The organism is Pseudomonas sp. 05N434, from assembly GCF_056396965.1.
In genome coordinates, this window is sequence record NZ_JBFTMK010000151.1 from 1 (window position 1) to 12,022 (window position 12,022).

Sequence of the window (12,022 nt, forward strand, 5' to 3'; positions counted from 1 at the left end):
CGCCAGAACCCTCCTCACAGATAACATTATTCACTTAAGCCGCAATGCGATCTGTAGCAGCTGTCGAAGCCTGCGTTCGGCCGTAGCAGCTGTCGAGCCTGCGAGGCTGCGTTCGGCTGCGAAGCAGTCGTGAATCCGGCTAGTGCGGTCTGTCTGACACACCGCAATCACTGGTTTGACGACTGCTTCGCAGCCGAACGCAGCCTCGCGAGCTCGGCAGCTGCTACAAGGAATGCGTTGCGGCTGAAATTGCTTAAGTGAACAGCATTACCTTACGACAGGCGGCATCCAGCCCGGTTAACCATCGCTTAACCCCATGGTCCAAAACTTTACTGGACCGCACTCCCTCAGCACCCTCTGACGCCCAGTGCGGCAGGTTCGACGCTCTTGCATCGAACTGGCTTCCCCTCTGCACTGGAGACCCATCATGAACATGCGAACACTGCTGATGACCACCGCCCTCGCCTGCACCGCTTTCGCCGGTTTCGCTCAGGCCAACGACACGTCGTCCTCTCAGGCCGTGCCTTATCACTACGGCATGCCGCTGAATGTGGGCAAGGTCATTTCCATGACCGAACCGTCGACGCTGGACTGCGAAGTGGTCACGGCGGACATGAAGTACATCGATAGCACCTCGGGCAAGCCTGCGGAAATTACCTATCGAAAACTTTCTGACGCGTGCAGTTATCAGAGCTGACAGACGATTCTGATTCGGCACTTGGCGGTAGGCCTGAGGGGATTCTGACGCTATGCTTTGGCGTCCCCTCTACCGCCGAAAGGATTCGCCATGCCGTTCTCGTTTCGCACGCTTTCAACGTTCACCGCCGCGCTTTGCTTTCTGCTGGCGCTGGTGTGGGGTTTGATGCCGCAATGGTTGCTGGCGATCTGGAGTATCGAGTATTCACCCGCAGCGGGGTTTGTGGCCAGGCGCAGTGCGGTGCTGTTCGGTGCGCTTGGGGTGATGTTTTATCTCGTGCGGCAGGCACCGCCCTCGGCGGCGAGAAGTGCGATATGCAGCGGCTTTATGGTTGGCTGTTTCGGCTTGGCAGCGCTGGGCTTCGGCGAATGGCTCAATGGTCATGCCGGGCCGGGTATCTTACTGGCGATCCTGGTGGAATTGGCACTGGGTCTGGGGTTTATCCAGACCCGGCGCGTGTCGCTCGAATTGGGTGAAACAGTCGGCTAATGAGCTTTCGACTTAGTGCTGGGCAAATGGCTATGGGTCTTGTGCTCAAGGTCGGTGCGTAACTCGGCGATCAGATGATTAATCTCCCGACATCCGTTGAGGCGATGGGCGTCTATGCCGGTGACGCACAGGTCGAGATGGTCAGTCTCGTTGTCCGAATACACCTTGACGGTCATCGACAGATCCGGAGATAGCGTGCATTGGCAGCGTTTCGGAAGAAAACTGCTTTCAACGATATTGCGTAGTTCCAAGGCAGAAAGAAACATGGCCACCCTCTCGGTATTGTGAGATTGCCAATCGAAAATCAATTGTCGGTCGGAGCTCAGATCACCCGTTCTTTTCTTCCTTGCGGGCTTCATCGTTCCAACGTCCGACCGTTTTTTTGTTTCAGCGCTGACTCAACGGGACCGTGGTCAGCTCAAGACAGCTTCAGCATAAAACATGCCCGGAATTTCGCCCTGCGGCTCGTCGGCAAATCAAGGTTTTAGAGAAGATGGCAACACATTGCGTCATGCAAAATGCAAGAAAGGTCAGTTTTCAATACCTGCATTTTGCAACCCATCTCTGATGGCGGGTTTGCATTGACCGAGGACGGCAGTGAGAATGCGGCCATCTGTTCAGTATCCGCTGACCCCACGCACACGCAAGGAGGCATTATGGGTGCTTTGCCCTTTAATACGACCGTCGGGCTGATAGTTACCGTTCTGTCGTCCGTTGCCCAGGCCGCGACACTCGAAGACGTCGCGCCGTATCCCAAACCAGAGAGCGGCTTTACCCGCCAGGTCATTCATCTCGCCCCGCAAAAACAGGAAGACGCCTACCAGGTCGAAATTCTGGCCGGCAAGACCCTGACCGTCGACTGCAACCGTCAGCGTCTAGGCGGCATGCTTGAGGAAAAGAACCTCGAAGGCTGGGGCTACCCGTTTTACCGGCTGGAAAAAGTCACCGGCCCGATGAGCACCCTGATGGCCTGTCCTGACGGCAAGCACAAACAGGACTTCGTGCCGGTGGTCGGTGACGGTTTCAAGCTGCGCTACAACAGCAAACTGCCGATCGTGCTCTACGTGCCCAGTGATATCGAAGTGCGCTACCGGATCTGGTCGGCGTCGAGCCGCGTCGAGAACGCCGTTCAGGAATAACTGGTCCATCCCTCACGCCGGGGCGCCGCTCAATGCGGCGCGCTCGGCCACATGACGCAAGCTGTCGAAGTTGATATTCGCACCGGAGTCGATGGCCGCCAGGGTCTGCCCTCGGGTGCCGGTTTTCGCCACGTACTGCTTGATGCCCGCCACGGCCAGGGCGCCGGAAGGTTCGGTGATCGAGCGGGTATCGTCGTAAATATTCTTGATCGCGGCGCAGAGTTCGTCGTTGCTGACGGTCAGCACTTCATCGACGCAGAACCGGCAGACCTCGAAACCATGCGCGCCGATCTGAGCGACGGCCACACCATCGGCGAAGGTGCCAACGGTCGGCAGCACAACCCGTTCGCCGACCTGTAAGGCCGCCTGCAAACAGGCGGAATGTTCCGATTCGACACCGATGATCCGCACTTCCGGGCGCAGGTATTTGACGTACGCGGCGATACCGGCGATCAAGCCACCGCCGCCCACCGGCACAAAGATCACATCCAGCGGCCCTTGGTGCTGACGAAGGATCTCCATGCCGACGGTGCCCTGCCCGGCGATCACGTCCGGGTCGTCGAAGGGCGAGACAAAGGTGCGGCCGGTTTGCTGTGCCAGGTCCAGCGCATAGGCCAGGGCAAACGGAAAACTTTCGCCGTGCAGCACCGCATCGGCGCCCCGGCTGCGCACACCCAGCACCTTTAATTCCGGCGTTGTGCAGGGCATGACGATAGTGGCGGCAATCCCCAACTCGCGAGCCGCCAACGCTACGCCTTGGGCATGATTGCCTGCCGATGCGGTAAATAAGGAATGGCGGTAATAATGCTTGGCTGGCAGCGCAATACGGTGGAAGTCATGGCTGGAAATTAGCCGGACGCTGATGGCAAGTCAATGGCCAAATTTCAACAAGCTCGGTAGGTTGAGGCCACTCACCAAGCCTGACCACGGCGTTTGAGCTCCAGCCGCCGGACGAACTCTTCCAGCACCAGCGTGTACAGATCGTCCTGCAGGTACGCGTCTTCGATGCCGGCGTCGATGTTCGGGTTGTCGTTGACTTCGATCACCACCACTTTGTCGCCGGACTGTTTGAGGTCGACGCCATAGAGTCCGTCGCCAATGAGATTCGCGGTTTTCACCGCCAGTTCAACCACTGCTCGCGGCGCTTCGTGAACCGCCAGGGTGCGGCATTCGCCGTTGATGTCCTGGCCTTTGGCCTTATGGTTGTAGATCTGCCAGTGGCCCTTGGACATAAAGTACTGGCAGGCAAAAATTGGTTTGCGGTTGAGCACACCAATGCGCCAGTCGTACTCGGTGTAGAAGAATTCCTGAGCCAGCAGCAACACCGAGTGTTCGAACAGTTCGGCGGTGGCCTTGAGCAAGTCAGTCAGGTAAACCTTGTTGGTACAGCGCAGGATCGACGCCGGATCRTCCATCACCACCAGGCCTTCACTCTCGGCTTTTTTCGCGAAACGATAGGTGTGGTTGTCGACGCTTGTCGTCTCGCGTATCAGCAGCCCGTCGTATTCGGCGATTCGGGCGTAGTCTTTGCGTTCRATCAGCTCAACGTCGATGCCCAGCATCTTGCCGACCCTGACAAAGTTGTCCAGAGCCTTGGGGTTGGAGGGCGGCAATGCTTCTTGCGGGTCGTGCAGAATGGCCAAGTCATAACGGGCCAAGCGCCGAGAGCGTGGCAGGCGCCAGATCTTGCGACTGAAACTATCTAGCGCGTTTGCAAACTGATCTTCCTGATCTTCACGCAACTTATGCAGGGTGCCGAACTTTACACCTTCGATGTGCCAACCGTTAGTTCGACGAAATTCAACTAACAATATCGGACAAGGGAAAACCTCGAATAACTGTCGAGCCAATTCCTGTAATGGCTCGATGGAGGTCTGGCCGAAGTACAGGGTCAAGGTGAAACCTTCGGTATCGCTGTAAACATGATGACTTAAGGCTTTTTCCAGGGTTTTATCCAGATCGTCCAAGGCCAGGCCATACAGAGACTTTCGGGTCAGCTCGCTGATGGTCCGCACCGACGGAATCACCTTGTGCCCCCGCGCTTCGGCCAACAGCGAGCAGTAATAACCGTGCCCGAGGTACTTGTAACTGCGGCACAGGTTGATCACCTGAACCCGTTTGCCCTGCTCGTTGTTACGGGTCTGTTCGAGGTATTCCTGGGCGGTGACGATGTCTTCACTGGGAAAGTATGAGGCCCAGTCTTCCTTGCGTTCGACGATTATCATCAACGGACTGGAAGTTCTGATCGAGGCATTTAAATAGTTTGCAGAAGTTATTGCCGTCGGCAACGTTTGTTCGGATACTTCGCGCCAATGACCTTGTACCGCTGACATAGTGATTGATCCGTTGGAGAACAAGACCTTTCCTATTAAGCACGAACTTTTTCGAAAGTCCCGTTTCGTTACGCAACTTTTACGGCGGTCATATGAATCCTGTTTTTCGCCTGGCGGTCATTGAAGACCTTCCAGCACTGCTGGCACTCGAACAGCAATGCTTCACCACCGACCGGCTCAGCCGGCGCAGTTTTCGATGGATGATCAGCCGGGCTCACGGGCAACTGCTGGTGGCCCAACGTGGCGAGCGATTGGTGGGGTATGCGCTGGTGTTGTTTCACCGGGGTACTTCACGGGCACGTCTGTACTCGATTGCGATCGCCGTTGATGCTCGCGGCAGTGGGCTGGGCAAGCAATTGCTCGAACGCGCCGAAGCCTGCGCCCTTGAGCACGATTGCGCCTGCCTGCGACTTGAAGTTCGCATCGACAACCCGATGGCAATCGCTCTGTACGAGCGCAACGGTTATCGGCGATTCGGGCTGATTCATGACTATTACCAGGACCATGCCGACGCGATGCGACTGGAGAAACACGTTCTGTAGCAGCTGCCGAACACAGGCTACGCCAGCAGCTACAAAGGTTGTGCGAGTCTGTTTACTTCAACCCAACCTTGTACAACGCACCATCGTCTTCATCGGTCAGTACATACAGATAACCATCCGGCCCCTGCCGCACATCGCGAATCCGTTTGTTCAGCTCACCCAACAGCCGCTCTTCGTGAACAACCTTGTCGCCGTCGAACTGCAGGCGGATCAGCTCCTGGCCCACCAGCGCGCCGATAAACACGTTGTGCTGCCAGGCCTTGAAGCGATCGCCATCGTAGAACGCCATGCCGCTGAGGCCGGGGGATTTTTCCCAGACATGCTGTGGACCTACGGTGCCTTCGACGATTTTGCCCTTGGCTTCCGGGATCGGCAGGCCGGAATAGTTGATGCCGTGGGTTGCTATCGGCCAGCCATAGTTCTTGCCACGCTCGATGATGTTGACTTCGTCACCGCCCCGGGGGCCGTRCTCATTTTCCCAGAGCGTGCCGCTCCAGGGGTTGAGCGCCGCGCCTTGCGGGTTGCGATGGCCGTAGGACCAGATTTCCGGGCGTACGCCTTTTTGCCCGACGAAGGGGTTGTCCTTCGGCACCTTGCCGTCCGGATAGATCCGCACGACCTTGCCTTGCAGCTTGTCGAGGTCCTGCGCCGTGGGTCGATCGTTGTTCTCGCCCAGGGTGATGAACAGATAACCGTCGCGGTCGAACACCAGACGGGAGCCGAAGTGATTGCCAACCGAAAGCTTGGGCTCCTGACGGAAGATCACATTGAAATCCTTGAGGGCCGTCAGGTCTTCCGACAACCTTCCGCGACCGACCGCCGTACCCGCCTTGCCGCCCTCACCGCCGCCTTCGGCATAAGACAGATAGACCATGCGGTCTTGCTTGAAGTCGGGCGACAACACCACATCGAGCAACCCGCCCTGCCCCTTGGCCCAGACCTGAGGCACACCGCTGAGCGGACTCGAAAGTTTGCCATCGACACTGACCACCCGCAGGTTGCCCGGCCGTTCGGTCACCAGCATCCCTTGGCGACCGGGGAGGAACGCCAGCGCCCAGGGATGCTCCAGACCTTTAACGATCGGCGTGACCTCAAGGGTGCCCTCCTCACTTTTCAATTCCTGGGCAGGCGCAGCAAACACGGGCGCACTGATGATCAGTACGCCGGCAAATAGTGTAGTCAGGAGGGTCTTATGCAACATGCACGATTCCTTTTGTGGTCAAAATGGCTGGCAAGACCTCTGTCCTGCCGTTCAACGGTTGCTGGTGTCTGCGTCCCGATGAGGTGGATTGGGTATGAATGTCGGTGGGCTGGCAGGAGCCTGGCGATCCTGCGGATAACGGTTGCCGATACCGCCGTTCTCCAGGGTCGGTGGTCGCGGCGCAGGCGCCGTACTCGGCCCGCGGATCACCGGGATGCCGGGTCGCGTGCCTTGCATGCTGTTGGGATTGGCCCGGCGGATCGGGTTGTTGTAAGGATTGTTATTGGTGCTGCCCGGCAGGTTCTGGGCCAGCAGCAAGGGCGAGGATGGCGGCGCGGCGGCATCGGCCAGGGCCAGGCTGCTTAGCACGCCACTCAATGCCAGTGCGATGACGCCGAACACACATCGGTTCATGGAAACCTCTCTAAAAGCGCGTGCAACGCTTCATGGATGAATAGAGCCACGCTACGCCCGGGGTTCGAATTTGTTAACTAAAACCTCCTTCAGAAGATGTAACACCAGTTGACTGCACCGTCGATCAGCCCGCAAAAGCGGGTCGCAGCCGACTGAAACTTTCCTCCGGGCAACAGGTCACCTGAACATCAATGGGCTGACGAGAACACGACGATGGCACGGGCAATCTGGAAAGGCGCAATCAGTTTCGGTCTGGTGCACATCCCCGTGGCGCTGGTCTCGGCGACGTCTTCCCACGGGATCGATTTCAACTGGCTCGACAGTCGCAGCATGGAGCCGGTGGGCTATAAACGCGTCAATAAGGTCACTGGCAAGGAGGTCACCCAGGCACACATCGTCAAAGGGGTCGAGTACGAAAAGGGTCGTTACGTGGTGCTCAGCGAAGAGGACATTCGCTCGGCCCATCCACTGTCGACCCAAACCATCGACATTTTTGCCTTTGTCGACAGCAAGCAGATCCCCCTGCAAAACATCGACACACCCTATTACCTGGCGCCGGACAAACGCGGTGGCAAGGTCTATGCGCTGTTACGCGAAACCCTCAGCAAAACCGGCAAGGTCGCCCTCGCCCGAGTGGTGTTGCATACCCGCCAGCACCTGGCGGCCGTCATGCCGCTGGAATCGGCCCTGGTTCTGGTGATGCTGCGCTGGCCGGCCGAAGTGCGCAGCCTGGATCAACTGGAACTTGGTAGTGAAGTGACCAACCCGGACCTGGCTAAGGGCGAGCTGGAGATGGCCAAACGGCTGGTGGAGGACATGAGCGCCGACTGGACACCCGAGGAGTACCGCGACAGCTTTGAAGACAAGATCATGGCGCTGGTTGAGCAGAAGGCGAATGAAGGCAAGATCGAAATCGTCGAAACCGCTACGGGAGAGGACGAACGCAGGACCGCGGATGTGATCGATCTGACTGAACTGCTCAAGCGCAGCCTCGGTGCCAGGAGTGCCGGTAAAACGGCAGAAAAAGCCAAAGCGAGCACAGATAAAAAAGCCACGAAGCGTTCTCGTGGCTGATCGGTTAGTGGAGTGCCTATACGTTATGCGGTGAAAATCCTGGCCYGCTTGCAATGACTAAATACGCCGCAAAGCAAAACTCAGATCAGCACAAAAATCGCCAGCAACCCGCCAAAAATCGCCCACTTCTCCAGGTAATAGCGAGCGCGGTTACGCTTTTTGAGTGCTTTGCCGCGCAGGCGAACCGTGTAGATTTTGGCAAACAATCGGTTGATAGCACCGGTCTTGTCACCCGCATCGTTCGGTGCCCCCGCCGCCGCCATCACTGTGCGGCTGAACCAGCGGTTGAACGCCGCCGCCCAGCGATACTTCATCGGCCGTTCGACGTCGCAGAACAGGATGATGCGGTTCTGCTGGGTGCTGTTTTCAGCGTAATGAATGAACGTTTCATCGAACATCACCGCTTCGCCGTCACGCCAATGGTAACTCTCACCGTCGACGTTGATATAGCAACCGGCATCGTTCGGCGTTTCCAGCCCCAGGTGATAACGGTACGAGCCGGCATACGGATCGCGGTGGCGGACCAGTTTGGAACCCGGTGGCAGTTCGGCAAACATCGCTGCCTTGATCGAGCCAATGCTTTGCACCAGTTCAGTAGTACGCGGGCAGAGCTTCGCGGCCGATGGGTGACTGTCGCCATACCACTTGAGATAGAAACGCTTCCAGCCACTTTTGAAAAACGAGTTGAAACCAACGTCGTCGTACTGATTCGAGCGCTTGATCTCCCCGGCCTTGAGCAGGTTCTGGCCTTCGGCGCGAATCTCTTCCCAATGAGCCTGCAAAGGGCTCAAGTCAGGAAAGTCCGCCGGATTGAGATAAGGCCGATTGGGGATTTTCGAGAACATATAAAGGAAGCAATTGATCGGCGCCAGAAACGTCGAGTGGTCGCTTAGTTGGCGGCCTGGTTTGTGGCGCACCTTACCGCGCAAGTGGACATACGCGATGGAGATGACATAGATAGCGGCAATAATGAGTTTCACGGAAATCGTCACACGTCTGAAATGAACAAAGTGCGTCCCGATGGCGCGTTCTTGAGCCATGCCGACAATCGACATGGGGGCGAAAGATGTCATTTTAGCCATACTTTGTAACCAATAGTTAACCTTCAACTGTGAAAATGTGTCTAATCATGCCCGCCAAAACGCCACGCGGCTTTAACGCCCTATTAGTTCAAAGGATCGTCTAAGCTCAGATGTAAGCATGAGGGCTCAGCCATGTGCGGACGACTTTCGCAGTACCGAGGCATTCACGACTTCGTCAAGGCGCTGAGCATGCCCAACGCCTTGGTCAACAATGCCGGCGATCAGCCATTCGAGCTCTACAACGCCGCACCGACGACTCAGCTCGCCCTCTTCCACCAGGAAGGCGACGTGCTGCACGCCGACAGGGTTCGCTGGGGCTGGCGGCCGCATTGGTCCGAAGAACACCCTATGCCGATCAATGCCAGGGTCGAGAAAGTCAGTCACGGCCCATTCTTCAAAGCCATATGGCCGCACCGGGCGATCGTTGCCATCGATAACTGGTTTGAATGGGTTTACGAGGGCGGTCCGAAGAAGCAGCCCTACCTCATCCGCCGCAAGGATCGCGCACCGATCCTGTGCGCGGCGATCGGTCAATACCCAAGGTACGAACATCAGCCGGACGAACATGACGGTTTCGTGATCATCACCGCCGACAGCAAGGGCGGCATGGTGGATGTTCATGATCGCCAGCCGGTGACGCTGAATGCCGAACTGGCCCGGGAATGGCTGGACCCGGCCACGCCGAAAGAGCGAGCCGAGCAGATAGTACTGTCGCAGGGCGAGCCGGCCGAGACATTCGAGTGGTTCAAGGTTGATCAAGCCGTGGGCAATGTGCACAACGATGGCCCTGGACTGATCGAACCTATCTGAACATCGCGCGACACCATTCGTCGCATGGAAAGCGTGGCGCGGAATACGCGTCAATGTCTGGCTTAGGGTTTGCACATGCCGGCGATAGCGGCCCCAGAACGACGTAATTCTGACGCGGCGGCATTCACATTAACGTTTAAGGACTCCAGCGATACGCTTGGTCAGTCACCGGGAGATGTAACGTGTCAACTCTCAACGAAATCGCAGCGAACCACGCGAGAATGGCTAAGGCAAAGGAAGAAGAGTCGACCGGGCTGAGTGAGCGCCCCCCTCAAATAGTGGGCAGTTTCGAAATCACATGCATTGATGAGCAACAGCACATTCCACTGCACCTGATCACTGGCGTACAGGACAACCACCATCATTACAATGGGCAGATAGCAACAACGTCATAACCACTGTCTGGAGAAGTGATCTGCACAGTCCAGCCTTGCGTAAAAGTCATCTCGTGATACTCGACGATGGCGCTGATTTCCGGGCAAAGCTTTTTGGCGTCCTCTGGAGAACGGTCTACCGAGATATTGACCGTACGATCCTCGGCCGAGAATTCGGAGGCCTGGGTCAAGGCGTCATTGCCATCGAGGATTTTGCAGAGCAATGAGGCGTTTTCGGCGGACTCATCCGTAGCGCTGGAGTAAGCGTATTGAGCCGTCACAATCGTCAGGAAACAGAACATACCTGCTGCGAATTTGTTTCTCACTTCCATGTTCCTTGGGTGGGGGACGGAATACTAATTCAAGAGTCGATCAATCGTTATCGGTTTCGAGGGCCGGTGTTTTTCTTTACCCGCTCACGGCTTGCAAAGGTTATGTGATTGGGGCTAGATCGTTCTCAAACGCCAGTTCGCCCAGGATCTATTTATGCCGCTGAGTTTTCATAAAATGCACGCCAATGGCGATGACTTCGTCATTGTGGACTCGCGAAACTCGGCCAATCCAGTGACAAGTAGTTTGGCTCGGCGAATGGGTGATCGGAACCGAGGCGTCGGATTCAATCAACTCGCAGCAGTGCTTGATTGCGATGATGCCGATGCCCGCTTGATGTTTTGGAATGCAGATGGCTCCACGCTGGATGCTTGTGGCAGCGCAACGCGGGGTGCCGCGGACATGCTGATGCGCGAATCCAATATGACTTCGATAGCGCTGCGAACCAACCGTGGCCTACTCACTTGCGAACGAACTTCAGCCGGCGCAATTTCGGTCAACATGGGCGAGCCGCTTTTCGGCTGGTCGGATATTCCCCTGGCTCAGGAACTGGACACTGCTGTCTTGCCACTGGCTGGTGGCCCGGCAGCTTGCAGCATGGGCAATCCTCACTGCACCTATTTTGTGGATGATCTGACAGCCATTGATATAGCGACCATCGGACCGACCATTGAAACCGACCCACTGTTTCCTCTCAGGACGAACGTGCATTTCGTCCAGATCATTAACCGACAACACATACGGTTGCGCATTTGGGAGCGCTGGGGTGGTATTCCGCTTGGTTCAGGCTCTTGCTCTTGTGGCGCCGCTGTCAGCGGAATTCGTCGTGGTTTATTAGACCATTCCGTTGAGGTTGAATGTGATGGCGGCACCGTAACGGTTCAATGGGATGGCGTGGGCCCGGTCTTTCTCATCGGGCCGGTAAAGACTATTTTTTCGGGAACAATCACGGACAACTTATTACAAGTTTTGTAGCCGTCAGGCCCGTTTATTYTCCTTGTCCCGCGGCAAAAGTCATTGGCACCACTGCGACTCACAGGGCACGCCATCGTTGTCGCCATCCATTTTCATTCCCGGACAATTTTGCAGAAATTTTTTGGCCTCTGCACACGAGGTCATCTGCGAGCAATATTGGCGTCCGTCACATTTGAATGGCGCAGAAACAGGTTTCGGCGCAGTCGCGACTGTAGGGGTTACTTTCGGGGGCGGTAGCTTGGCTTCAACCCAAGGTTGTAACTCGGGGGAAAGCTTCCAGGCCAACAAACCAATGATTAACACGACCAAAATCAGTTTCATTTGATTCATCCGAGACTAGAGGCCGTTTATATTCTAGTCGCTTAGAACGAATCATCTGGCAAGAGCAACCAAAGCCTCGATGCCCTAGAGAGAGACTGCCGCCTCATGCGGCGTGGAGAGATAAATCCGAATAGGTGCCCACCCTGACCAAGTGCTGGCCATTCAGCAATCCTTCTGAAAGACACCTGGCCGGGCAAGCGCTGCCGACTTTACCCAGAGCAGCGCCCAGTGTCCCTAACAC

At 56.6% G+C, this 12,022-nt stretch carries 14 protein-coding genes and 2 pseudogenes; 8 read left to right on the forward strand and 8 right to left on the reverse strand.

The window, feature by feature from the left end; translation table 11 throughout:
- Nucleotides 1-427: 427 nt before the first annotated feature.
- Together AC1DLB_RS12230 and AC1DLB_RS12235 are read left to right on the forward strand one after the other, a co-directional pair.
- Nucleotides 428-697, forward strand: coding sequence for a DUF2790 domain-containing protein (locus tag AC1DLB_RS12230; RefSeq protein ID WP_018926051.1), 270 nt, complete (start codon nt 428-430; stop codon nt 695-697).
- A 90-nt stretch (nt 698-787) separates the two neighbouring features.
- A complete protein-coding gene (locus AC1DLB_RS12235) occupies nt 788-1,186 on the forward strand; it encodes a hypothetical protein (protein WP_018926052.1) in 399 nt (132 codons plus the stop codon).
- Here the strand turns inward: AC1DLB_RS12235 and AC1DLB_RS12240 are convergent.
- Entirely contained in the window at nt 1,183-1,452 is a 270-nt protein-coding gene (locus tag AC1DLB_RS12240) for a DUF1652 domain-containing protein (RefSeq protein WP_026286409.1), read from the reverse strand. The genes AC1DLB_RS12235 and AC1DLB_RS12240 overlap by 4 nt on opposite strands.
- A gap of 390 nt (nt 1,453-1,842) precedes the next feature.
- On the opposite strand from AC1DLB_RS12240, the gene eco reads away from it, so the two are divergent.
- Nucleotides 1,843-2,325, forward strand: coding sequence for a serine protease inhibitor ecotin (gene eco, locus AC1DLB_RS12245; RefSeq protein ID WP_477743036.1), 483 nt, complete (start codon nt 1,843-1,845; stop codon nt 2,323-2,325).
- Nucleotides 2,326-2,355: 30 nt separating this feature from the next.
- Here the strand turns inward: eco and AC1DLB_RS12250 are convergent.
- Nucleotides 2,356-3,111 (reverse strand): annotated as a pseudogene (locus tag AC1DLB_RS12250) (pyridoxal-phosphate dependent enzyme); the annotation flags it as partial.
- Nucleotides 3,112-3,236: 125 nt separating this feature from the next.
- On the reverse strand, nt 3,237-4,550 hold the full coding sequence (locus tag AC1DLB_RS12255; RefSeq protein WP_477785055.1) for a RimK family protein: 1,314 nt from the start codon (nt 4,548-4,550) through the stop codon (nt 3,237-3,239).
- 200 nt (nt 4,551-4,750) lie between these two features.
- Between AC1DLB_RS12255 and rimI the strand changes: the two are divergent.
- Nucleotides 4,751-5,197 (forward strand): annotated as a pseudogene (gene rimI / locus AC1DLB_RS12260) (ribosomal protein S18-alanine N-acetyltransferase); the annotation flags it as partial.
- A 55-nt stretch (nt 5,198-5,252) separates the two neighbouring features.
- On the opposite strand, the gene AC1DLB_RS12265 reads toward rimI, so the two are convergent.
- Complete coding sequence (locus AC1DLB_RS12265; protein WP_477785056.1) at nt 5,253-6,401, reverse strand: PQQ-dependent sugar dehydrogenase; 1,149 nt, start codon at nt 6,399-6,401, stop codon at nt 5,253-5,255.
- Nucleotides 6,402-6,452: 51 nt separating this feature from the next.
- Nucleotides 6,453-6,815, reverse strand: coding sequence for a hypothetical protein (locus AC1DLB_RS12270; RefSeq protein ID WP_138867625.1), 363 nt, complete (start codon nt 6,813-6,815; stop codon nt 6,453-6,455).
- 213 nt (nt 6,816-7,028) lie between these two features.
- Between AC1DLB_RS12270 and ku the strand changes: the two genes are divergently transcribed.
- Nucleotides 7,029-7,889, forward strand: a complete 861-nt coding sequence (gene ku / locus AC1DLB_RS12275) for a non-homologous end joining protein Ku (RefSeq protein WP_018926060.1) — start codon at nt 7,029-7,031, stop codon at nt 7,887-7,889.
- Between the two features lie 80 nt (nt 7,890-7,969).
- Here the strand turns inward: ku and lpxO are convergent, their stop codons facing one another.
- Nucleotides 7,970-8,869 (reverse strand): lipid A hydroxylase LpxO, encoded by a 900-nt coding sequence (gene lpxO, locus AC1DLB_RS12280; protein WP_026286412.1) that lies wholly within the window; start codon nt 8,867-8,869, stop codon nt 7,970-7,972.
- A gap of 234 nt (nt 8,870-9,103) precedes the next feature.
- Here lpxO and AC1DLB_RS12285 point away from each other — a divergent pair, with 234 nt between their 5' ends.
- Together AC1DLB_RS12285 and AC1DLB_RS12290 are read left to right on the forward strand one after the other, a co-directional pair.
- Nucleotides 9,104-9,781: an SOS response-associated peptidase family protein gene (locus AC1DLB_RS12285; protein WP_028940522.1), complete on the forward strand. Its 678-nt coding sequence runs from the start codon at nt 9,104-9,106 to the stop codon at nt 9,779-9,781.
- 182 nt (nt 9,782-9,963) lie between these two features.
- On the forward strand, nt 9,964-10,176 hold the full coding sequence (locus tag AC1DLB_RS12290) for a hypothetical protein (RefSeq protein ID WP_081626507.1): 213 nt from the start codon (nt 9,964-9,966) through the stop codon (nt 10,174-10,176).
- Here the strand turns inward: AC1DLB_RS12290 and AC1DLB_RS12295 are convergent.
- On the reverse strand, nt 10,146-10,487 hold the full coding sequence (locus AC1DLB_RS12295; RefSeq protein ID WP_018926064.1) for a hypothetical protein: 342 nt from the start codon (nt 10,485-10,487) through the stop codon (nt 10,146-10,148). The genes AC1DLB_RS12290 and AC1DLB_RS12295 overlap by 31 nt on opposite strands.
- Before the next feature lie 154 nt (nt 10,488-10,641).
- Between AC1DLB_RS12295 and dapF the strand changes: the two genes are divergently transcribed.
- Nucleotides 10,642-11,460 carry a diaminopimelate epimerase gene (dapF, locus tag AC1DLB_RS12300; RefSeq protein ID WP_064618087.1) on the forward strand — a complete coding sequence of 273 codons (819 nt, stop codon included), beginning with the start codon at nt 10,642-10,644 and terminating at the stop codon, nt 11,458-11,460.
- A gap of 39 nt (nt 11,461-11,499) precedes the next feature.
- Here dapF and AC1DLB_RS12305 read toward each other — a convergent pair whose 3' ends face one another.
- Entirely contained in the window at nt 11,500-11,781 is a 282-nt protein-coding gene (locus AC1DLB_RS12305) for an excalibur calcium-binding domain-containing protein (protein WP_081626508.1), read from the reverse strand.
- Nucleotides 11,782-12,022 lie beyond the last annotated feature (241 nt).